The sequence below is a fragment of the Streptococcus sp. 32226D021BW genome (genome assembly GCF_053545015.1).
In genome coordinates, this window is sequence record NZ_JBPPVC010000002.1 from 175,388 (window position 1) to 202,382 (window position 26,995).

At 43.6% G+C, this 26,995-nt stretch carries 25 protein-coding genes and 1 pseudogene; 6 read left to right on the plus strand and 20 right to left on the minus strand.

The features are described 5' to 3' along the window. Positions 1-38 precede the first annotated feature (38 nt). The 5 genes from dnaX to udk form a co-directional block, all read right to left on the minus strand. A complete protein-coding gene (dnaX, locus tag ACEE44_RS02375) occupies positions 39-1,706 on the minus strand; it encodes a DNA polymerase III subunit gamma/tau (protein WP_449171128.1) in 1,668 nt (555 codons plus the stop codon). Continuing rightward, the gene (locus tag ACEE44_RS02380) at positions 1,706-2,203 is read right to left on the minus strand and encodes a GAF domain-containing protein (protein WP_449171129.1); all 498 of its coding nucleotides are present in this window, start codon (positions 2,201-2,203) and stop codon (positions 1,706-1,708) included. Before ACEE44_RS02380 ends, dnaX begins: the two co-directional genes overlap by 1 nt. Positions 2,204-2,277: 74 nt before the next feature. Continuing rightward, positions 2,278-2,547: a DUF1294 domain-containing protein gene (locus tag ACEE44_RS02385; RefSeq protein WP_332413471.1), complete on the minus strand. Its 270-nt coding sequence runs from the start codon at positions 2,545-2,547 to the stop codon at positions 2,278-2,280. A gap of 87 nt (positions 2,548-2,634) precedes the next feature. Beyond that, positions 2,635-3,174 carry a PadR family transcriptional regulator gene (locus ACEE44_RS02390; RefSeq protein ID WP_332412926.1) on the minus strand — a complete coding sequence of 180 codons (540 nt, stop codon included), beginning with the start codon at positions 3,172-3,174 and terminating at the stop codon, positions 2,635-2,637. Position 3,175: 1 nt separating this feature from the next. Then, positions 3,176-3,805, minus strand: a complete 630-nt coding sequence (udk, locus tag ACEE44_RS02395; protein WP_248050662.1) for a uridine kinase — start codon at positions 3,803-3,805, stop codon at positions 3,176-3,178. 83 nt (positions 3,806-3,888) lie between these two features. On the opposite strand from udk, the gene ACEE44_RS02400 reads away from it, so the two are divergent. Both ACEE44_RS02400 and ACEE44_RS02405 read left to right on the plus strand, forming a co-directional pair. Beyond that, positions 3,889-4,875, plus strand: coding sequence for a Gfo/Idh/MocA family protein (locus ACEE44_RS02400; protein ID WP_449171130.1), 987 nt, complete (start codon positions 3,889-3,891; stop codon positions 4,873-4,875). Further along, positions 4,865-5,947: a DEAD/DEAH box helicase gene (locus ACEE44_RS02405; protein ID WP_449171131.1), complete on the plus strand. Its 1,083-nt coding sequence runs from the start codon at positions 4,865-4,867 to the stop codon at positions 5,945-5,947. The genes ACEE44_RS02400 and ACEE44_RS02405 overlap by 11 nt, the downstream gene beginning before the upstream one ends. A gap of 24 nt (positions 5,948-5,971) precedes the next feature. Here the strand turns inward: ACEE44_RS02405 and ACEE44_RS02410 are convergent, their stop codons facing one another. The 3 genes from ACEE44_RS02410 to ACEE44_RS02420 form a co-directional block, all read right to left on the minus strand. Beyond that, positions 5,972-7,372: a polysaccharide deacetylase family protein gene (locus ACEE44_RS02410; protein WP_449171132.1), complete on the minus strand. Its 1,401-nt coding sequence runs from the start codon at positions 7,370-7,372 to the stop codon at positions 5,972-5,974. A gap of 144 nt (positions 7,373-7,516) precedes the next feature. After that, entirely contained in the window at positions 7,517-7,900 is a 384-nt protein-coding gene (gene gloA, locus ACEE44_RS02415; protein ID WP_105118140.1) for a lactoylglutathione lyase, read from the minus strand. Positions 7,901-8,005: 105 nt separating this feature from the next. Beyond that, the gene (locus ACEE44_RS02420) at positions 8,006-8,698 is read right to left on the minus strand and encodes a phosphoglycerate mutase (RefSeq protein WP_105144426.1); all 693 of its coding nucleotides are present in this window, start codon (positions 8,696-8,698) and stop codon (positions 8,006-8,008) included. A gap of 224 nt (positions 8,699-8,922) precedes the next feature. On the opposite strand from ACEE44_RS02420, the gene ACEE44_RS02425 reads away from it, so the two are divergent. From ACEE44_RS02425 to ACEE44_RS02435, 3 genes are all read left to right on the plus strand, one after another. After that, positions 8,923-10,107, plus strand: a complete 1,185-nt coding sequence (locus ACEE44_RS02425; protein WP_449171133.1) for an acetyl-CoA C-acetyltransferase — start codon at positions 8,923-8,925, stop codon at positions 10,105-10,107. A gap of 28 nt (positions 10,108-10,135) precedes the next feature. Next, on the plus strand, positions 10,136-11,290 hold the full coding sequence (locus tag ACEE44_RS02430) for a hydroxymethylglutaryl-CoA synthase (protein WP_449171134.1): 1,155 nt from the start codon (positions 10,136-10,138) through the stop codon (positions 11,288-11,290). Between the two features lie 429 nt (positions 11,291-11,719). After that, complete coding sequence (locus ACEE44_RS02435; RefSeq protein WP_449171135.1) at positions 11,720-12,979, plus strand: hydroxymethylglutaryl-CoA reductase, degradative; 1,260 nt, start codon at positions 11,720-11,722, stop codon at positions 12,977-12,979. A 22-nt stretch (positions 12,980-13,001) separates the two neighbouring features. Here the strand turns inward: ACEE44_RS02435 and ACEE44_RS02440 are convergent, their stop codons facing one another. Then, complete coding sequence (locus ACEE44_RS02440) at positions 13,002-13,469, minus strand: N-acetyltransferase family protein (RefSeq protein WP_449171136.1); 468 nt, start codon at positions 13,467-13,469, stop codon at positions 13,002-13,004. 225 nt (positions 13,470-13,694) lie between these two features. Here ACEE44_RS02440 and ACEE44_RS02445 point away from each other — a divergent pair. After that, positions 13,695-13,847 (plus strand): annotated as a pseudogene (locus tag ACEE44_RS02445) (tyrosine-type recombinase/integrase); the annotation flags it as partial. Between the two features lie 366 nt (positions 13,848-14,213). Here ACEE44_RS02445 and ACEE44_RS02450 read toward each other — a convergent pair. The 11 genes from ACEE44_RS02450 to ACEE44_RS02500 all read right to left on the minus strand — a co-directional run bounded on the left by ACEE44_RS02450 (position 14,214) and on the right by ACEE44_RS02500 (position 26,936). Continuing rightward, on the minus strand, positions 14,214-14,411 hold the full coding sequence (locus ACEE44_RS02450) for a competence regulator inhibitor paratox (RefSeq protein WP_449171137.1): 198 nt from the start codon (positions 14,409-14,411) through the stop codon (positions 14,214-14,216). Positions 14,412-14,517: 106 nt separating this feature from the next. Further along, on the minus strand, positions 14,518-15,237 hold the full coding sequence (locus ACEE44_RS02455; RefSeq protein ID WP_449171138.1) for a CHAP domain-containing protein: 720 nt from the start codon (positions 15,235-15,237) through the stop codon (positions 14,518-14,520). After that, entirely contained in the window at positions 15,234-15,572 is a 339-nt protein-coding gene (locus ACEE44_RS02460) for a phage holin (protein WP_449171139.1), read from the minus strand. Before ACEE44_RS02460 ends, ACEE44_RS02455 begins: the two co-directional genes overlap by 4 nt. Positions 15,573-15,584: 12 nt before the next feature. Then, positions 15,585-15,920: a hypothetical protein gene (locus ACEE44_RS02465; RefSeq protein ID WP_172068657.1), complete on the minus strand. Its 336-nt coding sequence runs from the start codon at positions 15,918-15,920 to the stop codon at positions 15,585-15,587. A gap of 3 nt (positions 15,921-15,923) precedes the next feature. Continuing rightward, complete coding sequence (locus ACEE44_RS02470) at positions 15,924-16,055, minus strand: hypothetical protein (protein WP_449171140.1); 132 nt, start codon at positions 16,053-16,055, stop codon at positions 15,924-15,926. A gap of 25 nt (positions 16,056-16,080) precedes the next feature. Then, complete coding sequence (locus tag ACEE44_RS02475; protein ID WP_449171141.1) at positions 16,081-16,545, minus strand: DUF1366 domain-containing protein; 465 nt, start codon at positions 16,543-16,545, stop codon at positions 16,081-16,083. Continuing rightward, positions 16,542-16,778 (minus strand): hypothetical protein, encoded by a 237-nt coding sequence (locus tag ACEE44_RS02480; protein WP_449171142.1) that lies wholly within the window; start codon positions 16,776-16,778, stop codon positions 16,542-16,544. The genes ACEE44_RS02475 and ACEE44_RS02480 overlap by 4 nt, the downstream gene beginning before the upstream one ends. 10 nt (positions 16,779-16,788) lie before the next feature. Next, on the minus strand, positions 16,789-23,169 hold the full coding sequence (locus ACEE44_RS02485; RefSeq protein WP_449171143.1) for a phage tail spike protein: 6,381 nt from the start codon (positions 23,167-23,169) through the stop codon (positions 16,789-16,791). Then, positions 23,166-23,957 (minus strand): distal tail protein Dit, encoded by a 792-nt coding sequence (locus tag ACEE44_RS02490; protein WP_449171144.1) that lies wholly within the window; start codon positions 23,955-23,957, stop codon positions 23,166-23,168. The genes ACEE44_RS02485 and ACEE44_RS02490 overlap by 4 nt, the downstream gene beginning before the upstream one ends. Positions 23,958-23,970: 13 nt before the next feature. After that, positions 23,971-26,634 carry a hypothetical protein gene (locus ACEE44_RS02495; RefSeq protein ID WP_449171145.1) on the minus strand — a complete coding sequence of 888 codons (2,664 nt, stop codon included), beginning with the start codon at positions 26,632-26,634 and terminating at the stop codon, positions 23,971-23,973. Further along, positions 26,634-26,936: a hypothetical protein gene (locus ACEE44_RS02500; RefSeq protein ID WP_449171146.1), complete on the minus strand. Its 303-nt coding sequence runs from the start codon at positions 26,934-26,936 to the stop codon at positions 26,634-26,636. Before ACEE44_RS02500 ends, ACEE44_RS02495 begins: the two co-directional genes overlap by 1 nt. Positions 26,937-26,995 lie beyond the last annotated feature (59 nt).

Consider the following 26,995-nt stretch of genomic DNA (forward strand, 5'->3'; position numbering starts at 1 on the left):
AAGCACATTTCACATCAGTCCTAAGACCGATATTGCTATCAATCATTTACTATCTCAACTGTGTCTGCTAGAAAGCCAAATTCTTCTGGAACAGGGCTTTCTTCTTTTTCCCTTTCTTGTGTCTTTTGCCCCTTAGCCTTGGCTGAAAATTCAGCTCGAATGCTGACCCAATCTTCCTGAGCAATGGCCAAAATCTGTGGCGAAAAGCCTGCTGCCTTGCTGAGAATATTTCCAAACATGGTATTGAGATTGTCACGCTTCATGGTCTGTTCGGCATTGAGTGGGGATTCAAATGCAAGAATGGCGTGGTTTTCATTGGCAGCTACTGGCTGGGAACCAACAAGCAAGGCACGATCAGCCCCAGATAAGCTCTCAATAATTTCACCCCAGGCATTTTGCAGGCGGGTCAAATTCTCACGCGCCTGAGCTGGATTTTCCATGGCTTCCTGCAAAATAGCATGAACCTTGCTGGTATCCAATCGGTACTTCTTCGGTGCTTGTGGCTTGCGTGAAACGGGCTTGGCAGCACTTGGCTGGCTAGAGAGTTGGCTCAATTGCTTCTGTAAGTCAGCCACTTGTTCTTGTAGTTTACTGATTTGGCTGATCAAATCCGCTGGCAGCTCTGCCATTGCCCCCGAAGAAGAACTATCTTCAGCCAAACGAATAGTCATCATTTCAGCGTAAATCTTGGGTTGGGGGCTGGACTTGATGTCCGCCAATCCCTTGGTCACCAGCTCAATCATGGTAAAGATGCGAGCCTGATCCAGTGCTAGATTTTCCGTAAAACCAGCCGTCAGGTGGGTATTCTCACCGCCCGTCTGCACGATAAGGAGATCCCGCAGATAATGCAAGAGGTCTGTCGCAAAACGGCTCATACTCTTGCCCTGGTCAAACAAGGTCTGCAGGTGTCCCAGTGCCGACACACTGTCCGCCTGACGCAGACTAGCTATATAGTCATCTAGAGCGCGAAGGCTAATGGAACCCGTGATTTCCTCGGCAATTTCCAAACTAACCGTTTGGTCAGGACTAAGGCTGAGGGCCTGGTCCAAAATAGACAGGGCATCCCGCATACCACCTTCTGCCCGACGGGCAATGATGGTCAAAGCCTGCTCGTCAAAAGCCAGACCTTCCTGGCTCAAAATCTTAGCCAAATGGGCCTGAATATCCGTCACCTTGATTGACTTGAACTCAAAGCGTTGCACCCTCGACAAAATGGTCGCAGGAATCTTGTGCAACTCCGTCGTGGCTAGGATAAAGACCACATTCTCAGTCGGCTCTTCCAAGGTCTTCAAGAGGGCGTTAAAAGCCCCGGTTGACAGCATGTGGACCTCGTCAATGATATAAACCTTGTAGGTGGCAAGACTTGGTGCATAGGTCGATTTGTCCCGAATATCACGGATTTCATCGACACCATTGTTTGACGCAGCATCAATCTCAATCACATCTTCCAGACTACCCTCAGTGATGGCCTGACAGATATAGCAATCGTTACAAGGCTCGCCAGCCACCTGATTGGGGCAGTTCATGGCCTTGGCAAAGATTTTAGCTGCCGAAGTCTTCCCCGTACCACGCGGACCTGAAAAGAGATAGGCATGGCTGATTTTCCCCTGCTCAATGGCCTGCTTGAGGGTGGTCGCCACCACCTCCTGCCCCACCATTTCTCCGAAGGTCTGGCTGCGGTACTTCCGATATAAAGCTTGGTACATTAAGATTTTTCTCCAAACATCGTAAAATTCCAGTCCGTTTTCTCTACAAGGAGGGCAACGAACTCTTCTAGGTATTTTTGGTCAATGGCATCATAATCAGCTACCAGTCTGGAATCCAAGTCCAGAACGCCCAACAACTGACCGTTCTTCACCATAGGCACCACGATTTCTGACAAGGCTGCCGCATCACAGGAAATGTAGTTGTCATGCAGACGAACATCGTCTACGAGAATAGTCTGGCGCTTGGCAGCAGCCTCACCGCAGACACCCTTTCCAAGTGAGATATGGACACAGGAAACGCCACCCTGAAAAGGCCCCAAAATCAATTCTTGCCCATCATACAAGTAAAAACCTGTAAAGACAGAATTGGGCAAAGCCTGATTGAGAAGAGCTGAAGCGTTTGATAGATTGGCAAGTGCATTGGTTTCACCCTCTAAAAGAGCTTCCAATTGAGCTAAAAGTAATTGGTAATTTGATTTTTTTTCTTCTTTATTCATAGGTACATTATAGCATAGAAAGATTAACTTTAATAGTTCGAAAATAGTTCGAACAAAAAGAAAAAGGCCTTCGCCTATTTCCAAATCCAATAGATAATAAGAGCATCAATCAAGACACCTACAGCCCAAGCTAATTGAAAATACTTTTTCTGGGTTTTGTGACGGAAATGTGTTCCACCTGCCCAGGCACCTAGACCACCACCCAAGTAAGCCATAAGTAATAAGTTTTTTTCAGAAATTCGATAGGCATCCTTTCTGGCCTTACCCTTATCCAGACCATAGGTCATAAACACGATAAGATTCCAAACCAGCAAGACCATACTTACTATTTGTTGAATGGACATTATCTTCTCCTTCTCTCACATTACTTTTATAACTCTAACATAATCTATCTTAGAGTACAAGAAAAAACGGCTCGGAAAGCCGAACCGTTACAAACTTGCTAAGGTATCTTCCAACCACTTGAGCTGGGCACGATTGCGCTCAATTGCTCGGGTCAAAATCAAGTAGTGACCATAGTTGTCTTGAATACTCTCCTTGGTTGAGAATAACTCAACCTTGCGACTGTCTAGGTGTTTCAAGTGCTTGGTGACTAATTCAATTTGATTCTCCAACAAACCTGGTATCCGCGGGTCATTTTTATCACGGATAAAAAACATCTTAATAGAAAACAGATCCTTTTGTTGAGGAGTCTCATCATTTGGAATGGATAGCCAATCTTCCAAAAGCTGACGACCTGTCGCAGTCATAGCATACTGCTTCTCTTTTTCATTGCCAGGAACAGCATGACAGGTAATCAACTCTTCCTTGGTCATGCGTTTTAGCTCTGGATAGACTTGGCTATGAGCTACCTGCCAAAATTCTCCTAAATCGCGTTGAACATAGTCGGTAATCTGCTTACCAGTTACCATCTGACCGCTAGCACCCATTATCCCTAGTATTATATGGGGTAATATTCTCTGCTTGGGCATCTTAACCACGCTCTCTTAATATACTCTCCACCTTGGTGTTGATCAAGTCGATAGCTACAAGATTGCTGACGCCTTCAGGAATGACGATATCTGCATAGCGCTTGGTCGGCTCGATAAACTGGTGATACATAGGTTTCACCACCGTGGTGTACTGTTCAATGATACTATCTAAGCTACGCCCACGTTCTTCCATATCTCTCTTAATACGGCGAATGATGCGAATATCATCGTCAGTATCGACGAAGATTTTAATATCCATCAAATCCCGTAACCGCTTGTCTTCCAATACCAAAATACCTTCCACAATAAATACATCTTGTGGTTCCTGACGATAGGTCTTATCTGAACGGGTGTGCTGAGTGTAATCATATATCGGAATATCCACCGAACGCCCTGCCAACAATTCACCCAGATGGTAAATCATCAAATCTGTGTCAAAGGCTAGTGGATGGTCATAATTGGTCAATATCCGTTCTTCAAAGGTTAGGTGTGACTGATTCTTATAGTAAGAATCGTGTTCGATCATTGATATGCGAGCATTTGGGAAATTATCCAGAATGGCACGCGACACACTTGTCTTGCCACCCCCAGATCCGCCGGTTACGCCAATAATAATGGGTTTCTGAGTCATCATCATCTCCTTCTATTTTCAATACTATTTTACCATGAAACATGGTATAATGGAAAGGATAACACATAAAGAAATGAGAATTTATGCTAAATTTTGGAATTATTGGTACTTCAGACATCAGTCACAAGTTCATTTCCTCTGCTCATTTGAGTAAATATCTTCAATTATCAGCGATATTTTCAAGAAAACTGGAAACTGCTATGTCATTTTCAACAAATTACGAAAATGTAAAATTATACACAGAATGGATAAAATTCCTTTCTGCACCGATTGACTTGGTCTATATTGCCAGTCCAAACGCCTTGCATTTTGAGCAAGCTAAGGCAGTCCTTTCTAGTGGTAAACACGCTATCGTTGAAAAGCCTATGGTGTCCACACCTCAAGAATTGGCCCAGCTTCGTCAAATTGCCCAGGAAAATGGTGTCTTCCTATTTGAAGCAGCTCGCAATTACCACGAGGAAGCCATTGCTATCATTAAGGACTTCTTGAAGGATAAGACTATTTGGGGTGCCAACTTCTCCTATGCCAAATATTCTTCTAAAATGCCTGACCTCTTGGCAGGACAGACACCGAATATCTTTTCAACAGATTTTTCTGGCGGAGCTTTGATGGATTTAGGAGTTTATACTCTCTATACTGCCATTGGCCTCTTTGGCAGACCAAATGCAGCCCGATACGCTGCCCACCAGCTCCCTTCATCCATTGATTTAAATGGAACCGGGCAACTGATTTACAATGATTTTCTTGTGACTATTCAGGCTGGAAAGAATATCACCAGCAACCTTCCAAGTGAAATCTATACCAGCGAAGGCACCCTCACACTCAACGCCTGCCAGCATATCAGCTCTGCTATTTTTACAAAACACGATGGCAGCCAAGTAGTTCTACCTATCCAAGCTCAGGAAGATTCTATGCTGGAGGAAGCGCAAGCCATTGCCCAAGTCATCCAGCAGAACAATCATGAGCTAGCAGAAGAATGGCTGGATGTGGCTGAGGCGGTCCATCATACTCTCTACACCATGCGCCAAGACGCAGGAATAACCTTTAAGGCGGATACCCATGAAAACTAATTTCCCAACCAGCTGGACTGACCAGCTGACTCAACTTGGCTTTGAGGACTTTACGCCCATCCAAGTCCAAGCCTTCCAGCCAATCAAAACTGGAAAATCCCTATTGGCAATCAGCCCAACAGGTACGGGTAAGACCCTTGCCTACCTCTGGCCCAGCTTACTGGCTCTGACACCTAAAAAGGCCCAACAATTGCTCATTCTTGCTCCAAGTACAGAACTTGCGGGTCAAATCTTTGATGTTTGCAAAATCTGGGCGGAAGCGATTGGTCTAAACGCTCAACTCTTTCTATCTGGTTCAAGTCAAAAGCGCCAAATTGAGCGACTAAAAAAAGGACCCGAAATCCTAATTGGGACTCCCGGTCGAATTTTCGAGCTCATTAAATTGAAAAAAATCAAGATGATGAATATCAACACCATTGTCTTAGATGAGTTTGATCAGCTATTCTCTGATTCTCAATATCAGTTTGTGGAAAAGATTATCAACTATGTACCTCGTGACCACCAGTTGATCTATATGAGTGCAACAGCTAAATTTGACCGTCAAAAAATTGCTGAAGACATTGAAAGCATTGATTTATCTGAACAGAAATTGGATAATATTCAGCATTGTTACATGATGGTGGACAAGCGTGACCGTTTGGAAACTCTCCGTAAATTTGCCAATATTCCAGATTTTCGTGCTCTTACTTTCTTCAATAGCCTATCAGATCTAGGGGCCAGCGAGGATAAACTCCTTTATAATGGGGTCAATGCTGTTTCTCTAGCTTCGGATGTCAATGTCAAATTCCGCAAGGTCATCATTGAGCGTTTCAAAAACCACGAGCTCAATCTCTTGCTTGCAACCGATATGGTAGCGCGTGGGATTGATATTGATAATTTAGAATGTGTTCTTAACTTTGAAGTTCCATTCGATCAAGAGGCCTATACCCACCGTGCTGGACGCACTGGGCGCATGGGCAAGGACGGATTGGTCATTACCTTAGTATCTAGCCCAAGTGAAGTCAAGCAATTGAAAAAATACGCTGATGTCCAAGAAGTCATCTTGAAGAACCAAGAATTATATAAAGTATAGAGAAAAGGAGGTCGAAACCTCCTTTTAATATTGTGCCGGACCATTGTTTTCCTGGTCATAGTAAATGTGTTGAGGGTTTAGATTTGGTCCCAATAATTCTGTTACAGTCACCAGAGTGTAGCCCTCAGATGTAAGGAACTGTAAGACAGGTTCCAAACTATCCACAGTCGGTTGATGAATGTCATGCATGAGAATGATACAGCCTGGGCAAGCCAGATCTTTCACTCTACCAAAAATCGTATGGCTATCTCGATTTAACCAGTCCTCTGTATCCACATTCCAGTAGATTGACGGAAGTCCCATGACATCTACCACCGCCTGATTGACAGCTCCAAATGGCGGACGCATCATGGTTGGTCGCTTACCGATAGCTTTTTCAACGATGGCCTGTGTCATCTCAATTTCCTGCTGAATTTGCTCGGTCGTAAGATAGGTCAAATCAGGGTGACTCCAAGTATGATTGGCAACTTCATGCCCTTCTGCTACCATACGCTGAAGGATAGCTTCATTTCCTTCCACATTACTTCCCAATACAAAGAAGGTCGCCTTGACATTGTATTTCTTTAAAAAATCCAGAATAACCGGTGTCGTCGCAGGATTTGGCCCATCATCAAAGGTCAAGGAAATTTGACGAAGGGCTTTTTTATCCACTTGATTCTGGGCAAGATACTGATCATAATTAGCCTTGTCAACATCTGCTAGATAATCCCCTTTCATAATCGGGAAGAAATCTGAAATAGCTAATTCCAGACTAGCTGTCTTAAAAACTTCCTCAGACAATGCCAGAACCAATTGACTATTGGCATAACTAAAAACGACTGTTTCCAAGTCTAGATTTTGAAACTCTGCAATAATCCTTGCTTTTTCTGCCTCATCCAAGCCTTGACTAGTCAATTTTTCCTGCAACTTATTGACCATGATGGTCTTAGCAGCATTCAAGTCTAGAAACATATCTCCCAAGGTGAAGAGTTGCTGATCTTCTGTCAGCAAGACACGCTCTGACGTAACTTCTTCCTCTTTTTTCACTTGTAAGGGTTGGACAGCATACTGCTCACTATGGATCTCATGAGCCCGAACCTTCTTAAAATTGGTCTGTCCCTCCTTGACATGAACCACAAGGACATTTTTTATCTTTCCCGATGGCTTCTTATAGCCTAACTTATGACGGATATGTCCCACAATTTTTTGTTCTAGTTGGGTAATTCTCTGACCAGACGGGTCTTTTGGTATGGTCGCAACCACATGGGTAGAACCGATATTCCCCTCCTCTAAATCAGATGCTTGTCCTTTCAGTACCAGTTCTTCTTTTTCTTGAATAAAATGCGTTAATTGCCAATCTTGGAAGTTGCGGTATAGATAAATACTTGCAACCACCATCATGGCTACTAGAAATGCATTCAAGAGAAGCCAAAACAACCTTTTCATTTTGTATTTATTCCTTTTCATATTCACCTTATACTATAATATAGTTTTATCGTCTTTCTGTCAAGCATACCTATTTATATTTTAGGTAAAAACCGAACCATTTTTCTGTCAAAAAAAAAAGACTGCCGAGGCAATCTTTTAAGCTTAATTAGCGCGGATGACTTCTACACGGTAGCCATCTGGATCTGTCACAAAATAGTAGCGACCTGGACTACCTGGCAAGCCCTTAATGTCTGTCGTTGGATAGCCCAGCTCCTTATGCTTAGCATTATCTCCCTCCAAATCATCGGAAGAAAGGGCCAAATGTGAGAAACCATCTCCTACAATATATGGACCGTGATCATAGTTGTAGGTCAGCTCAATCTCAAAGTCATCTCCATCAAGTGCCAAGTAGACCAAGGTAAACTTGTGCTCTGGGTAATCTTTTCGACGAGTTTCCTTAAAACCGAATGCTTCTTCATAAAATTTCTGAGATGCTTCTAAGTTTTCAACACGCAAACAAGCGTGCAACATTTTTTTACTAGCCATCATAAACTCCTTTTGTCTGTTAATAGTCTAAGTATATCATATTCTCAGTAAAAAAACTTCTACTCTGTATGCAAAAACACCCGAGCAAGCTCAGGTGTCAATGAATTATGCTTCCAAGTAGTACTCTTTCACAATGTTCAAGTTTTCATCCAATTCGAAAACAAGTGGTGGGAAGTTTGGAATTTCCACATCCATGATTTCGTCATCAGACAAGCCTTTGATGTGTTTTACAAGGGCACGGATTGAGTTACCGTGTGCGCCTACGAATACATTTTTGCCGTCTTTCAAAGCTGGAGCAATCTTGTCTTCCCAGAATGGAAGTGCGCGCTCAAGTGTTACTTTCAAGTTTTCTGCATCTGGGATAACAGAACCGTCAAGGTGAGCGTAACGACGGTCAGTATGTGCTGAATGCTCATCGTCTTTTGCCATTTCTGGTGGCAATACATCGTATGAACGACGCCAGATGTGAACTTGCTCGTCACCGAATTCAGCAGCAGCTTCAGCCTTGTCTTTACCTGTCAAACCACCGTAGTGACGCTCGTTCAAACGCCATGATTTTTCAACCGGTACCCACAATTGATCTGCAGCTTCAAGAGCCAAGTTTGTCGTCTTGATTGCACGTTTCAATACTGAAGTGAAGGCAAGGTCAAATTCGATACCTGCTTCTTTGATCAATTTACCAGCATCGATTGCTTGTTGAGTACCTTTTTCAGACAAATCAACATCAGCCCAACCAGTGAAAAGGTTAGCTTTGTTCCATTCAGACTCACCATGGCGAGCAAAAACCAATTTTACCATTTATGGATTCTCCTTTATATTTTGAGGTTTCCCTCTTATACTTCTCTATTTTACACGAAAATGTAAAAAAATGCTAGCTTTTCCACAATCTGTTTACGCTTTCATTCACTTTCATGTAAATTCAGTCTGTAGACCTACCTTTCTTCTTATGAAAAAAAATAAAATCATGGTATAATAGTTGGGCTGAACACGACAGTTCAAAACGATACCATATAGGAGTTATCATGCAAAAAGTAGCTATCGTGTCTGCCTACCGTTCTGCCATTGGCAGTTTCGGAGGTAGTCTAAAAGATATAAACATCGCTGATTTGGGGGCTCAGGTCCTTGAAGCAGCCCTACAAAATAAACACATCCCAGCTGACCTTATCGACGAAGTAATCTTTGGTAACGTCCTTTCTGCTGGTCACGGACAAAATATTGCTCGCCAGATTGCTCTCAAGGCTGGACTTCCAGAAACCACCTCAGCCTACTGTGTTAATAAGGTTTGTGGCTCTGGACTAAAATCAGTCCTCCTGGCCGCCCAATCCATCCTACTAGGCGACAACGATGTAGTTGTTGCCGGAGGTATTGAAATCATGAGCCAGGCTGCCTACCTATCCAAATCCAGCCGTTTTGGCAGCAAATTTGGTCATATCAGCTTAGAAGATTCCATGCTGACAGACGGTCTGACAGACGCCTTCAATGACTACCACATGGGCATTACCGCGGAAAATGTTGCCGAACGCTACCAAATCAGTCGTGAAGCACAAGATGCCTTTGCCTACAGCAGTCAAGAAAAAGCTGCCAAGGCCATTGCCGAAGGTCGCTTCGCAGATGAGATTATTCCTATTAAGCTTCAAAGTAGAAAAGGTGAAAGTATCTTTGACCAAGATGAATATCCTCGTCTGACCCCACTTGATAAATTAGCAACACTTCGACCTGCCTTCAAAAAAGACGGTACGGTCACAGCTGCCAATGCCTCAGGTATCAATGATGGCTGCGCAGTCCTTGTACTTATGTCTGAAGAAAAAGCAAAGCAATTGAACATTGAACCACTAGCCTATATAGAAAGCTATGCAACCAGTGGTCTAGACCCTGCCTTCATGGGCATGGGGCCTGTAACTGCAAGTCAAAAAGCTCTTGAAAAACTTGGGAAAACCCTTGAAGATATTGACTTGTTCGAGTTGAACGAAGCCTTTGCTGCCCAGTCCATTCCCGTTGTTGACCAATTAGGAATTGATCCTGTAAAAGTCAATGTCAACGGTGGCGCTATCGCACTTGGTCATCCAATCGGAGCCAGCGGCAGTCGGATTTTGGTGACCCTCATCCACGAACTCATCAAGCAAGACAAAGAACTGGGACTATGTGCCCTCTGTATTGGGGGCGGTCAGGGAATTTCCCTTATCGTTTCCAATGCACAAAAACAATAACCTATCACTTGTAAACAAAGGATAAACTATGAACATCGGTATTGATAAAATCGGCTTTGCGGCACCCGATTATGTTTTAGATTTGGCTGATTTGGCCCAAGCCCGCAACATTGATCCCAATAAATACAAAGTTGGACTTCTCCAGTCAGAAATGGCTGTCGCACCTGTTACACAAGATATTGTTACCCTTGGTGCCCAGGCTGCCGCAGCTATTTTGACCGAAGAAGATAAGCAGACCATCGACATGGTCATCGTCGGTACAGAATCAAGCGTCGATCAAAGTAAGGCTGCTGCTGTATCCATCCACGGTCTGCTCGGTATCCAGCCCTTCGCTCGTTCCATCGAGATGAAAGAGGCTTGTTATGGAGCTACTGCTGGACTAAGCTTAGCCAAGAGCCACATCGCTCAATTCCCTGAATCAAAAGTCTTGGTGATTGCCAGCGACATTGCCAAGTATGGAGCAGCTTCTGGCGGTGAACCAACTCAGGGTGCTGGAGCTGTTGCCATGTTAGTTACAGCAAATCCACGCATTTTGGTCCTCAACAATGACAATGTCTGCCAGACCCGCGACATCTACGACTTCTGGAGACCAAACTACGACAAGTACCCTCGTGTTGACGGTCGCTTCTCTACTGAGCAATACACTGACTGCTTGACCACGACCTTTGCCTACTACCAGAAGAAAACTGGCAAGTCCTTGCAGGATTTTGCAGCCATGTGCTTGCACATTCCTTTCTCCAAACAGGGACTAAAAGGTCTACAAGCCATTGCCAAAGATGAAGAAACCCTCAACCGTTTGACAGAACGTTTCCAAGAAGCTATCGTCTATAACAAGGTTGTCGGCAACATCTATACTGGCTCTATCTTCCTTTCTTTCCTGTCCCTTTTGGAAAATAGCAGAGCGCTCAAGGCAGGGGAGCAAATCCTCTTCTATAGCTATGGTAGTGGTGCTGTCTGTGAAATTTTCAGTGGTCAGCTGGTGGAAGGTTTCCAAAACCAATTAGAAGAAAACCGCTTAGAAAACCTCAACCAACGCAAAAAAATCAGTATTGAAGAATACGAAAACATCTTCTTCCAAGAAATCAACCTGGACGAAACAGGTACGGCTATCGACCTACCCGTAGACCAAACACCATTTGCTCTTATCCAAGTAAATAAGCACAAACGGATTTATCGTAAATAAGCATTTTACCTATCATTCATTGGAATAATGAATGATAGGCTGATCGAATTTCCAGCACACTTTTCACAGTTAGCGTCAACATCTCAGCGCAGTGGTTGATTGGGTTTAACAGTCCAGTGGACTGTTAGAGATTGGAGATAAGATTTGCAAAGCAAATCTCAGCAATTCGTGTTACCACACTCTAAATCTGACCATTTCGACTGTTGCGAACAATGTTCGCTCTATTTCCAACTTCCAACTGTCTCCCAGACAGTTGGAACTATGCGGGGGCGGGCTAAAATAGTCCAGTAGACTATTTTAGCCCGAGCCTATTGTTTGGAAGCGAGGAAAACTCTTTTCTATCAGTCAAGTTCTTTCCCGCTCCCCAAAACGGCGCCCTTTGGCTCTCATCCAAGGGCGCTTTTCGTTAGAAATTAGAAAGAGGAAATCATGGCCCATTTCTCAGGATTATATAAAAAATCACGTCAAGAACGCATTGACATCCTCCATCAAAACAACACTTTGTCACCTGAAAACCTTGATATCCTTCATAAGGACAAAAACCTTTCTGAGGCCATTGCAGGCAAGATGGCAGAAAATCATTTAGGAACATTTTCCCTGCCCTTCTCAGTTCTACCTGAACTGCTTGTAGATGGACAAATGTATTCTGTCCCGATGGTCACTGAAGAACCTTCTGTGGTTGCTGCCGCTTCCTTCGGAGCCAAAATCATCGCTAAATCTGGCGGTTTTACCACCACCATCCACAACCGTATCATGATTGGACAGGTAGCACTTTTTGATGTTCCTGATCATAACAGAGCAAGACAAGCTATTCTTGACCAAAAGGACAATATTTTAGAAACTGCCAATCAAGCCCATCCATCTATTGTCAAAAGAGGCGGTGGCGCTCATGACCTGACTGTGGAAAGTAAGGAAGATTTTCTGATTGTCTATCTTCAGGTGGATGTTCAAGAAGCCATGGGTGCCAATATTCTCAATAATATGCTGGAAGCCATTAAGGATGACTTGGAAGTACTTAGCAATGGACAGGCCTTGATGGGTATTCTTTCCAACTACGCAACGGAATCCCTGGTCACTGCCCAGTGTCGTCTTGCTATCTCTAGTCTTGCAACTAGCTCGGCTATTGCCCAAGAAACCGCTCAAAAAATCGCCCTGGCTAGCAAACTGGCTCAGCTGGATCCCTATCGTGCTGCGACCCATAACAAGGGGATTTTTAACGGTATTGATGCCGTGGTGATTGCGACTGGAAACGACTGGCGGGCGGTGGAGGCTGGCGCTCATGCTTTTGCTAGTCGTGATGGCCACTATAAAGGCCTATCCACTTGGACAGTTGACGGGGAGCATTTGGTCGGCTCCATCACCCTGCCCCTTCCGATTGCATCGGTCGGTGGCTCCATTGGACTCAATCCCAAGGTGGCAGTTGCTTTTGACCTGCTCAAGCAGCCCAAGGCTCGCCAACTGGCCTCCATCATCGCTTCTGTCGGGCTCTGTCAAAACTTTGCAGCCCTGCGTGCCCTAGTCACCTCTGGCATTCAGGCGGGACACATGAAACTCCATGCCAAATCCCTAGCCCTGCTTGCTGGCGCTGAGGAAGATAAAGTGGACAAACTAGCCCAGCTCTTGCGTCAAGAAAAACACAGCAACCTTGAAACTGCGCAAAAGCTCTTAGCAAAAATGAGAGAACACTAAAAAAGAGGGAACCCCTCTTTTTTTAATCAATTATTTTCTCCATACGGAATTTTTGTGGTTTCATACCCAAACGGTCATAAAAGCGAACAGCCCCCGCATTGTCTGCCAATACATCCAAGGTTAGATTGTGGCAGCCCTGCTCCTTGGCATAAGAGAGAGCAAATGTATACAATTGCTCACCAATTTTTTGACCACGCGCAGAACTAGCCACACACAGATCATCAATATACAAGGTCTTGACTGGTTCTAATACATCACCAGTCGCAGTCGTGATTTCACAAAAAAGATGACCGACAACCTGACCTTCCAGTTCGTAAACAAAAACTGACTTAGCGGGATTGTCCAATAACTGCCTTAATTGTTCCTCAGAAAATTTTTGACCCCCACTCTTAAAAATATCTGGTCGTGCCTGATGATGAACCTGTAAGATATCTTGCAATAATTCATTTAATACTGGAATATCTGATTGTGTAGCTTTACGTATGGTCATAAAAATCTCCTCTTAATTTTGTTCTCTATTATAACAAAAGTTTGTTTTTTAACAAAATAGGTCTAAAGACCGATGAATTATCTGAAAATTCGGTTATACTATAAGTGTATCCTAAAATTTTTCATAAATCTCCTTAAAAATCAGTCTACAAGGCTGGTTTTTTTGTTTTTCCAAAGTTACAAGTACTGTGATACAATTTGTCGATTACCTGTCACAAGGTCACCTACTCTTGTCAGCCGTCTAGCAGAAAACAGAGTTCCCTTGAAAGCTATCATGGACCGTGTCGGACATGCAGATGCTAAGACAACAACCCAAATTTACACCCATGTCACAAAGAAACTCAAGGCTAATGTAGCTGAAATCATGGAAAATTACTGATTTTATGCCCCAAAAATGATGCAAAAAACTTTTTGCTACATTTCCAACCTCCCAGAGTCACTCCCATGACTCTTTGACGCAAAAGGCTTTTGCTTCATCTCCAACCTCCCAGAGTCACTCCCCTGACTCTGGGAGCCCCAAAACACAGAAAAAAGCCCGTCGGACAAGCTAGAAAGCTTGATATGACGGGCTTTTTCATGCTGAATTATTTTACAGCGTCTTTTTAATAGATGATAATTTCATAAGTATTATATAGCAAAAAACCTTGTTTTGATAGCGTTCATAAGTAGTAAAAATGAACAATTCCGACTGGTTAATATTGGTAAGTTTTAAACTTATGCCCCAATTTTGCCCCAACAAGATCTATTATGACTTTTGGGGCAAGAGCCTTAATTCCCTCATCACATCCCCTACCTTCTCCTCGCACACTACTTCCCACGGCCTGACCTTTTCGTCTGGCAAGACGTAATCAAATACCTTGCCATCTCTGCGGACAATCATGACCGTATCGCCTTTAATATGCCCGTCATCTATTGCCTGTTTTAATTCGTCATAATGTAACATAGTTTATTACCTCCTATCTGTTAATTCGCAAAAAATCTGTCTTTTTACTGTATTCTACTGTATTTTGGGCAACAAAAAAAGCCCAGCAGACCGCTGGACTAAAAATCTATTTAAATGTGCCGTAAGGAACGACATTACGCCGATTTGATTCTTCGCCTGCTGCGACATAGCGACGTACACCGCTACGGCTAACGTACGATACCCAAAAGTAACCGTCAGCAATATAGACCGAATCATAATTAAACTGCTCGCCATAAGTGTAAGTAGCCACAATTTTACCGTCAAGACCAGGTTTGTCTCGAACATTGAGCAAAGACACTTTAACAGTCATTGTCCCTTGCTCGTCTTTGTATTTTCCGAGATTGCCACTATTAGACTGAGTTGGTGCTGCAGTAGAGTCACTGTAAGGTGGATAAAACCAGCCGACAAGATTGCTGATTTGCTGACTAGAGTACTGAGCAGGACCACCGACTGACAAATTACCTACCAAGTTTTGCTCGATCGTTTGGACGGTATTGCCACTAACACCGATAATCAATCCTGTGTGCCCATAGTTGATACCGTCTCTAGCCCAGTAATTTTTGACAAAGATAGCCCCTGGACGAGGACGCTCAGAGGTAGGCATATAATGCACATCGAATCCGTGTTGCTTGGCTGATTTAATCAAATCAATCGCATTGCCCCAAAGAGCCTTGCCGAAATATTTGCCACAAATCCAGTTTGGCAAGTCTACACACTGCTTGCCGTACCAACCGTCATAGTCCACACCTTGACCGCGGTTGGCTAGGTCTTTGGCAAAATTAACCACTTCATTTACTGTCGTCATTTATCAGTCTCCTTCCAAGCATCATTCATCTGCTTAACTGCACTTTCGATAAACGTTTCCAATTGCGTCTCAGTCATATAGATATTGTACTTTTCTAGCTGACTAGTAATCCGTCGCTTTGCCATGTCTAACTTATCAACATGATGCTCTTGGTCTAGCTTAGCAATCTGCTCTACTGCATTGACGGCATTCCGTGCCAATATCTCAGTGATTTCTATGGCACGCTTACCACCTTTGGCAATCAGATACTTCTTGACCTCGTGGATTATCGTGCCACCGATAATAGTTAAAATACCTGCTGCAGAGCTAACAATTATTCCTGTGATTTGATTCATCTTTTTTTCCTCCTACGGCATCATCTGCCTATCTCGTATAGTATCCTCTAGCCCTTCGACTTTTTCATTGAGAGCCGAAATGTCGCGACGTGTTTCGCTAGATAAATTATTTACCGCTTCCGTCAATCTGGCCATCTGCGTCTGATTTTCTCTAGCTATCTCAGTGTTGGCTTTCAAGAGCTCTTTGTTAGTCTCCTGAAAGCCTCCCACTAGTTTCTTGTTTGTCCAAGCCTGCGCCACCACAATAAAAATAACGATAATGACCAAGGCGGTCGCTAAAATACCGCTAATCTTGTCAATCGTCCAATCTTGTAGCATGGCTTCCCGGACGATGTCTTGTCCTGGCATAGGCTATGCCTCTGTATCTAAGCCGATTTCAGCCATTTCAACCAATTCTTTTACCTTGTCACGATAACGTTTTGGAACTTGCTCCAAAGTAATCCACCCAAGTTGTACTTGCATTGCAAAATAGTTAATCATCATTGCTTCTCCTCCTGTTATAAAATCTTTAATTCGTTGTAATACTTTCTTCTGTAACATCATCTTCTGCACCCATGACAGATTCAATTAGTTCATTGACCATTGCTGTTGTCATCTTCATCATTTCCTCAACCCGTGTGTATTGTTTGTTAGACCTCTCTAACGATTCGTCAATTTGAGCGATTTTTGTCCCAGCAAAATCCAATTGCACTCGCAATTCTGCGTTGAGCGTTTTATTTTGCTTAATCGATTGTTCTAATTCGTCAATCTTCTGGACAGACTCCGCCATCGCACGGTCAGCGTACTCAGACTTAAAGTGAGCCTCACGAGCCAACTCAACTAGCTCGCTTTCTGGCTTGTCCATGTGGTTGCCCACCACTTTTTCTGTGTACGTTGCATAACCACCCGTCGTCGATGCGATGGCAATTTCAGTATGACTTACCGCTCCGTCTTTATAGATAGGGTATTTCCCTACCACATTCCACGCTCTCATTCTACTACCTCCACGGTCATATCATCGAGTTGCTTCAATAGCGACTCATTGTGTTCTTTTAAATTTGCATTCTCTGCTTCAAGCTCCTGGATGCGGTTAGCAAGAGTTTGCTCTGTATTCGCTTGTTGATCAACAGTCGCTTGCAAACTCTCATTTTGAGCTTCCAGTGTTGCTTTATCAAGCGACAATTGAGCAATATTGATAGCTAATTTTGATTTGATTAATTGGTCCATTTTTTCTCCTCTAAAAAGTTTTAATTACATCACCACGGCCAGTAATGTTTACCAAATGCATAAAATTAGTGTTAAATTGACGCAACCATGCCATTAGGTTAATTTTGGGACCACCATCATAGTTAACGATTAAGTAATCATTTTCGTATCCATAACCGTGTCTCATGCGTATCTCGTCTCCGATTAACTGCACTTGGTCAATTGTTGTGCCACTGTAACGATTAGGGTTAGTTCGGATTACGCGCACGCCGGCAAAACGACCTGACGAATAATCATTTTGAGTACCTGTATTGTCGGCATTTACACCCATAGCGGTATACACACCGTTGTAGCCATCATCTCTAAAATGGATAAAGGCCGACGTGCCATTGCGGGTCCGAAAGAGCGTATTATTTTCGCTCTGGAACTCAATTTTGGCATTATCTTTAAATCGTATAAATGCATCATTAAGACCTATTGTCATGGCTTCGTTTTGAGCAGTAATCGTTTTACCTTTCATCCACTCAATAAATGCATTTTCGATTTTCGCTTTGATAAATTCTGCATCGAGACCCTTGATGTTCGATACATCCAGATTGATTATTTTAGCTATCCCTGCATCAATCTCTCCGATATGTGCCGTACCGATTTGACCATTGCCAATCATGGCCGACTTGATAACACCATTTTTGATATAGGTCTTGTCGCCTATGCTAATAAGACCCTCATTAATCCTAACAGAGCCATCTGGATTTAGGTTAATCTGCCCAAGCACATCGCCAGCCTTTGTCAGGCTTTTGATCGCATAAGACCCAGCAAGCGTGCTGACTTGTGTCTTGAGTCCGTTAGAACCAGACACCTCCTGCACCAGACCGTTAGCAGTCTGAGTAACCTTGCTGACGTTGTCCAAAATACTGCCAGCCGTGCCGACAGCGCCGATAGTACGTGTGTGACTATCTACTGTGTCTGTAACGTTATGCAATGCTGTGACGGTTGCGAGGTCTTCAGGCGCTGGTGACCAGTCAGTTCTAACGTTCCCGCGTTCAACCTTTAATTTTCTGTGTCTAACCCAACCACTTGTCGCACCATCGACACGTAGTCTTGCAGTCCAAAAGCTATTCTTGATGTGATCCTCATTAACGGTCGCTGAATATTTAAACACGTATCCACCTGCGTTTGTATAAGATCGCCACTGGCTAATTGGGAAGTTTCCTGTTCCCCAGCCTGTCACATCTCCGTCTCCTTGCAGACGCATTTGGATATTGCTACCTTCTAATCCTGCTGATACTTCTACGTAAATTTGTATAATGTCTCCAACTTTGAGTCCGTCAGTCAAGACTTTTGCTAAAAGTATAATAACCGAAGTTCCGTCAGTGTTGAATTTGTTGTAGTCCGTATTCCATTCTGATGACGTTTCAAGTGCAAGGTTGCGAGTACCAACTTCTGTAGGTATCAACGCTTTTGTCTCACTAATTGTCCTACTAAAGCTATCTGCCGTTTCTCTGACGAGGGTTTGGACTGTCGTAGATAGCGCATAGGGTTGTAATGCACTATTCGTGATATACCCACGACCTGTGATATTGCTATCTACTTGTATTTTAGTCTGATAGCCTTTTCCAGTAATTGCCGACTCGACTTGTGTACTAGTCAATCGTTTGCTGATTTCAGTCGCATTTTGAGTAATAGCACTCTCTGCACTACTTACTCGACCAGTTAGCGTGTTGTAATCCGTTTGAGATACTTTACTTGATACGTCACTAATCAACTGATTAATTTTAGTCTCAGCAGTCGTGACCTTGTTATTAGTGGTAGATAGGCTAGTCGATAATTGTTCGACACCCGAAGCGGTTTGAGTGATTGTGGTTTTTACACTTTTTACTTCGTCCATCACTTCTTCCGGTGATGGCTCATATGTCCTCGCTACTCGGCCTTCAACAAGCATAACCTCGCCAAAATACATCACAGCCATTTGACCATCGGTAGAGCCATTATTGTCAAAACGGATGTACCCATTATCATTATCACCAGAGTTGAAAGTTACTGTCACGTACTCAGCTTTAATTGGCGAAAACTTCCTCGCTCCAATAAACATATTAGTTGACGTGAAGTTATTAGTTTCGCCAGACTTCCGTCCCAAGAACCAAACATCGCTAGAACTTACTCTGCTTGAAGAAAATGCATAAAATGATATTGTGTAATCTGTATTCCGCTTTACTTCAAAGCGATTGGTAGATGCCGTTACTTCTGCGGTTGAAGCTGTTTGCAACAGAAAGAGTGTCTTTTGGGCGTTGTAATAATAGTTGTGAGTTGCTCGCTTAAAATTCGTAGGGTTAAGCAATGTCCAGAAATCGAGACTTTCTGGGAATCCGCCATTCTTTATCAAATTGCGTCCACCGATAGTCGTCGGGATCTTACCCTCAACCTCGCTAATCTCAGTCCGTATCTGACCAGCGACGGTATCAACCTTCGCGCTTGCGGTGTTGATTTTACCGTCAAGCGTCTGCGTGCTTGATGTTAGTTCAGTCAACTTACGGTCAACAGTGTCTTGATAAGTCGCTAGATTTTGCTTTGTAGTGTCAGCAGTCGTCTTAATCTCATTGAGTTTTAACGTGGTGCCTCTAACATCCTCATCATATGTTGATTTTGCAACATAATTAGCCGATATTGCAGTACGCTCAGCAGTTAACTGTCTAGCCGTCTCAGTCTTAGATGCCTCAAAATACGACTGAGCACGAGTTAATTCACCGTCCTTATATGTTTCAAGGCTTGTTAATCGGTTTGATAACTGCGTAGCTGTCTGATTGGCTTCGGTCTTATTTTGAGTGACCTTACCATCTAACGTGCTGACGGTTGATTGCAAGCCAGCGTAGTTTTGGTCTGCGTTTTGCTTGTATTCTGCGATTTGATTACTTATCTCAATATCGGCCATTTGATGCGCTTGAGGCGTGTTCCCTTCGACTAGCATAACTTCGCCGAAGTACATCACAGCCATTTGACCATCGGTAGAGCCATTATTGTCAAAACGGATGTACCCATTATCATTATCACCAGAGTTGAAAGTTACTGTCACGTACTCAGCTTTAATTGGCGAAAACTTCCTCGCTCCAATAAACATATTAGTTGACGTGAAGTTATTAGTTTCGCCAGACTTCCGTCCCAAGAACCAAACATCGCTAGAACTTACTCTGCTTGAAGAAAATGCATAAAATGATATTGTGTAATCTGTATTCCGCTTTACTTCAAAGCGATTGGTAGATGCCGTTACTTCTGCGGTTGAAGCTGTCTGTAACAAGAATAGTTTTTTCTGCCCATTGTAATAATAATTATGTTGCGACACAATCATCTGTCCAGACCAATACTGAGTATTGGTTGGAAAGGCACTGTTTAATATTAAGTTGCCTCCACCAAGTCTTAAATTGTCAAATTTGTTATTGATGCCATCAATAGCAGTTTGAAAAGTCGCCGACTTGCTGTTCAAAACGTCGATATTCCCAGTGGCAGTATTTAATATACTCTCTGCACTAGCTAACTGTATTTTGGTGCCTGATAAATCATCTTCAACAGCTTTTGTGCGATCAGTAACCGATCCGAGCTCAGATTTAGTCTCACTGACATCTCGTCTAATTGTAGTTACGTCTTCGGTATAATTAGACTTAGCCACATAATCTGTGGCAGTTTTTGTTCGCTCTACTGCAATTAACTCAGCTGTCTTTAATGCACTTGTCGTTAAATATTCTGTTCTACGTGTACCCTCATCATCAACGTAGGATTGTAGCGACGTGACATCCTCACGTATACTGTCGACAGTTGTTTCGATTCTTGCAGTATTCTGCGCCACCTTACCATCCAATGTCAGGTATGAGTTACTTAGACTTGTCAACTGACCATCAATAGCTTGCTTATATTCAGCAAATTCCATTGACGAGTCTTGTAGCGAGCCAGCCCAATCTCTTATTGTGTTTCCTTCAAAAAGTGCCGGCATTGCAACATAAGCCCTGTCGGTTGAGTAGTTACGTCCAATTAAGACAGTTTTAGCCGTAGTACCTGCTGTTTGCGTCCATTTAATCCAGTAACGTTGCCAAGTTGTTGTCAGAGTGATCGTGATTTTTCCGTCAGCATCTGAAGTCACGGTACCTTGGTTACTTTCTGCTCTTGTCGTTGATGCTGGGTTGAAAAAGTAACAATATATCGTCTGGCCATCAACTACTCCTTTTGCATAAAACGTCATAAAGTAGTCCGTTTTATCAGCGACAATGTTCGTCGTTTGGCGGTATATGTCTGCATGATCTGTACCTGCCGAAACACCGCTGGCTACCGTAAAGCCTTGGTAAGTCTCGCTTGTATTATTAGTTTTGTTGATGTTGTAAAAAAGGTCACGAGTACGGTTGAGTAGATTAGTGCCACCAACCTGGATTTTCGATAACGTTGTATAAACACCATCGATACTGTCCTCGACAGTCTTAATAGATTGAGTAGCGTTTGTGACTTCTCCGCTCAAATCATTAACTGTCTTGCTAAGTTGGGTAACAGTCTCTTTCGTACCATTTGCGGTTGCCTCGACTGTGGTCACTCTGTTTTTCAAAACGGTCTGAGCAGTAGCCTGAGCTAAAATATCGTTTTTTGAATTTGCTAAATCAGCAGTTAATGTCTGTGCTTTAGCATCAATTTGAGAGACACTATTCGACAACTCTTGTTTTGCGGACAACAAATCATCTGCGATGCTGTTTGCTCTTATTTCTAGTGCATCTACATCTGTTTGTGCTTGCACAGCCTTAGCATCAACCGCGTTAACTTGATTTTGCAAGTCCGTTTTAGCCGTACTAAGTGCTTGACTGACCGTCGCAACCTGCGATCTTGCATCTGCGATAGTTTCGTCTTTTGACAGCAACGCTTGCGTAATAGCACTAGCAGCATCTGTCTTAGCTTGGTTAGCAAGCTCTTCGACAGACTGCGTTTTGGACAGAATGTCTGCGACCTGTCTGTCGTGTTCCTCAGATTGAGCTTGCATGGAGGTGTTGACTTGAGCGATTTCTTCCGCAATCCTATCGCGCAAAGATTCGCTTTCGTAGGTTCTCAGAATTTCTTCCCAAACTTCTCCAGTCCACCGAAGCATGATTTTGTGTCCTTCGTGCTCTGGATCTGGCTTATACCAAATATCATTGATCAGCACTTTACCTGGATACTTGACAGTAGGGTCTTCAGCACCGTACCAGTTATTATTAAAACCATCGGCACTTGGTAAGTAGTCAGGCAAATTCTGAACAAAATTGGAAAATTCGTTAGTGACAAACTGCTCCACAGCCTTATCCGCAATTGTTTGAGCTTTGGCTTCGTTACTTTCGCCAATTCGGTCTCCAAGCTTGATGTCGCTGGATTGATTATTCAGTCGGTTGAAGGTAATTTCGAAAATCCGAGTATCATAGTCCAGTTTTTTATCGTGCCGAACCACTCGAATGGTATCCCCAACCTTAACCCCCTTCAAATAGACACTAGATGTCTTTAAGGTCAACTGCGGACGAGCAGCATCAATCAAAGCCTTGTAAGTCCGTTCAATCAAGACTTCTGGATTCTCTTCTTCCGAAAAGTCCACAAAGCCGATTTTAGGACGCATAGAGCCATCAGCATTCTTGATACCATACTGCCTTGTCATCAAGGGCAATTCTAGGTATTTCTGCCCTTTAGGCTTATCAACCGGTTTGCCTTGTGTCCTTGACCAAACCACATCTTCAAATGTGATTTTCCGACCGTAGCCGTCACCAGTTTCCTCGCCTTTGCCACGACCGACAAGGGCGGTGAAGATGTTGGTGCGTTCCACCTCTTGCAGTATCTGCAAGGCATTGTGTCCATAAACCACACGCTTACCGACTGCCTCACCGATTCGTTGCTTAAAGTCGATATAACGGGCACCGATGCGATTGCCGTTCATCTCGACAAAGAATTGCATCTCCAAGTCCCAGACTTCACAGACCTTTTTCAAGGCATCAAAAACAGACGTGTAGTAGAAATTGGTACTGTGTGGAGTGGTTTCGCCAACAAAACGAGCTTGCCAGTTGGTACCAGCAAGCAAGTCTGTAATCACATCACGGGCAAAGGCATTCTTTGGACGCTTATCAAAAACAGGCGACTTCCGAAGCTCCTCAATCCCTGACTGGACACCAATCAGAGTTGTCAGACTATCTGAAAACTTCTGAGCCACGTAGAAATAATGAAAGGTATGAGCATCTTCCATGGTCTGAATAGCCATGTATTCGATTTGCTCCAACTCGGCCGTATTCAGCCCTTTCAACTCAACTGTCAAACGGTCAGATACGTAGCGTTCTATGGTTAGTGCGTACTTCTGCAGGGCAGTCTTGACAGCCGATTTTCTGACAATCTTTATCAGCTTCTCATCTTTATCGAATAAATAAATCACGCTCTCTCATCCCTCCAAACTACATTTTTTACTGTGGCATTCTTTGCCGTGATAGTGTCTCCATTCTTGACCGTGAATTGTTCCAGCGGGCTAAATCGATCTAGTTCGCCAAGAATATTCCTACCGTCGTATGTAGCTGTCACTTCATCAGCTCCAAATCTAACCACAATGTCTTTCCCAGCCACATACGAACCAGAGAAAGATAAAATCTTTGTGCCGTTGATAATCTGTACCTGATTGACCGTTCCAGTTGGTGTGACTGTGATGGACTCAGGTAAGACTTCCAAGGCATCTGACAAAGAAACAAGCCCAGTTGAGTTCTGGGCTGATTTTTTCTTATAACCGTCTGGCACAATCAAAGAAAACTTGCTGACAATGGTCAAAGATTTTTCCTCAATATCCTCTGCGCCGTTGTAATAGCCGTAATAGGTGTAAGTTGGTTCGTCTTTGAATGTGATTTCCAAATAGCCACTGCTTGCATGTGTGCGCAATATCTTGTTGAGTTTGGCGAACCTATCTCGCATTTGCAAGCTAGTTTCTGCGCTCAGTTGGTACCTGATTTCCAAGATACGTTCATCGTCTGAAACATCTTCCACCCAGACACCACGACGGCCAGGGACAGACGTTGACTTGACCGATTGATCAAGCAAACCCCTCCCTGTCACCGTCAAATGTCGGTAGCCCTCGACCAGTTGATTGAGGGGCACACCGTTGATGGACATGTTGTCACTAGGCTCGAAAGCCGTGATAGTTCCGTCAACTTTTTTCAAACTAGCGTAATTATACATAGCTTTCTCCTTCCTAGTAATGATCCAAAATCAATTCCATCTCTTGAGCGTTGGTAATATCTTCCGTAAAGGCCCGATAGACGGTATTGCCCATTTTCAGGACAATATCTGCCGCCTGTTGTCCAACAGTAAGTGTGCCACCACTAAAGGACACAGATGGGTCATAGGCCGTCAAACGCCCTAGCTCTCCGTCAACAGCTCCTAATTCACTTTGCAGACTACCAGCCACATCTTGACTTGTAAAGGCTGAGATAGCCCCCTGGGCCATTCCTGCCATTGATTTCAAGACTTTTCCAGTACCTGCTTTGACACCAATCACAAAACCTTCATCCGTGAATAAACCGAACTGGCGGAATACACGAGACGGAGATTTGATACCAAGCAAGTTTTTGGCTGCGTTGATAGCTCCATCAACAGCATCACTTACGGCTGAAATCAATTGACCTGCCGCATTAGCAACCCCTTGGACAAATCCACTGATAAGGTCATCACCAGCACCGATTGCCTGACTGACAAAGTTTCTTGCAGCATTTACAGCACCATTGAAACTATTGCGGACTGCTGAAACAATTCTTGGTCCTGCATTTGTGACTGTACTAACAACTCTGTTCCACCCATCTGAAACAAAATTCTTCACATTGTCAACTGCATTAGAGACAACCGATTTGATATTTTCCCAAGTATTGGACAAGAACGCTTTGAGAACATTCCAAATTTGTTCTGTATTCGCCTTAATCTTGCCCCAAGCCTTTGAAATAGCCTCTTTGACCATGTCAAAATTACCTGTTACCAAACCAACAATGACCAACAGCAAGGCAGCGAAGAACGTTTTTATGCTGTCCCAAGTCAACTCCCAAACAACCTGTATAGTCTTCAAAACCTGACTAATAAAGGCAGCTATCGGTTGCAAGACGCTCATTACTGTATTTTTAATCGACTCCCAAATAGTCGACAGCGTAGAGGAGATTGCATTCCAAATGGTGTCCCAAATTGATTTCAAAAAGTCAAGCCCTGTCTGGATAATTTGACCCAAACCGTCTAAAGCAACCTGTACCAGGGACTTGATACCCTCCCAGACAGTACCCAGAACCCCTTTGATGGTTTCCCAAGCTCCTGACCAATCTCCGTTGATCATCTGCATAACCGCCTTGATGATTCCTAAGACCACATTTAATGCTGTTTCAATGACGACCTTAATCATCTCCCATACAGTGGATATTATTGTTACGATACTACTCCACGTTGTTTCCAGCATTGGACCGATAATCGCCATAACAGTTTCAATAACTGCTTTAATGCCATTCCAAACTGTCTCTGCAGTTTGTCTAATTAGTTCTTGGTTTTCATTCCACCAGGCGACCATTTGGCCCCACAAATCCATAACAAAGGACACCACGGCTTCAACTGCGGTGCTAATAGCTGATTTAATTGCTTCCCAAACTTCCAAGACTTTCGTTCTAAACTCTTCGTTAGTGTTGTAAAGCAAGACAAAACCTGCGACTAATGCAGCAATAACGGCAATGACTGCCCAAACGGGCGCTGTAATACCTCCAATAATGCCACCAAGTGTGCCAAACACACCAGCTACAGCCGTTCCGCCTGTTTGTGCTGCAAGAAAACCAGCCTTCAGTAAACCAAAGGCTTTTGAAACACTACTGATTACTCCGACAATTTTACCGATAGCCCCAACGATAGATCCAAAGACCATCAAAAAAGGCCCTGCTGCAACTGCAATCAGACCAAGCCACTTCTGCCAAGGGGCAAGAGGGAGATTATCCCAGATGGTCAATACAACATTCTTGACATTGCGAACAAAATTCTGGACTGTTTCACCCAGGTTGCTCAATAGACCTTTGATGTCTGCATCTTTCTGACCAAGTCCAGCAACAAGGTTTTGAGCAGCTGCCTTCATTGAGTCAAAAGAGCCGGATACAGTTTCACTGGCTTCTTTGGCAGTAGTTCCTGTAATTTCGAGTCGTTCTTGTGTAACGTGGATAGCTTCAATGAGCTTGTCGAATGGTATATCCTTGACATTTTCAGCAGTTGCCTCAAATTCACCATTTAAGACTCCTGATTCATTGACCAAGCGAGCCATTTCTGATTGAGTACCGCCGTAACCGAGTTTCAAGTTGTCCAACATGGTGTAGTTATCTTTGGCAAAGCCTTGATATGCATTTTGGATGTCCTGGATGTTAGAACCGAACTTGTTCGCATTATCAGACATATCCACGATTGCCATGTCCGCATATCGTGCAGCTTCTACTGTGTCTCCGCCAAGACCTTGAAGCAGGCTAGCAGAGAATGACGTGACCTGTTCCATGTATTTTACACCAGACACACCAGCGCGTTTATATGCCGTTTCTGAATTGGCAACGACGGTACTAGCGGAGTTTTTGAACATGGTCTCAACACCACCAAGAGCCTGCTCTAATCCTGCGTAGGCTTTTACCACTCCGCCAATCGCACCAACCACAGGAACGGTAAAACCTGCAGTCATACCTGCTCCGACAGCAAACATAGAGGAACCAACAGTCGAAAGAGTTTGAGTAACCTTATCAAGACTTGAGCCCGTTTGGTTTCGGAGACTCTTTAAAGACATTTCAGCTTTCTTCATCCCGCTGGTAAAAGATTTGACATTGGCGCTTAATATTGCTTTTACATCAAATGTTGGCCCCATTAGCCTCCTCCTTTCATAGCTTGATTAAGTAGCCTATTTTTGTCAGCCAGGTCAAGAACCTTCCTGGCTGGTTGTTCAGGCTCAAACAACTTGTCAAATTCTTCTTTATGATTATAAAAATCCTCAAAATTCTTATAAGCTGACTTAGCACTTTTGCCCTTGCCTTTAGTAGCCTGGACACTCTGATTGAACCAAGCCTGTATCGCTGCATGGTACCGCCTGTCTTCTTGTTGAATAGCGTAAGCGGTATTGTAGATATAAAACTCCTCCAAAGTCGTGTTGGCCGCCTCAATATAGGTCATGCCGTGCCTAGCAACCAAGAGAGCAATCGCTTCATCGTAACCAAAATTTGACGTCGATG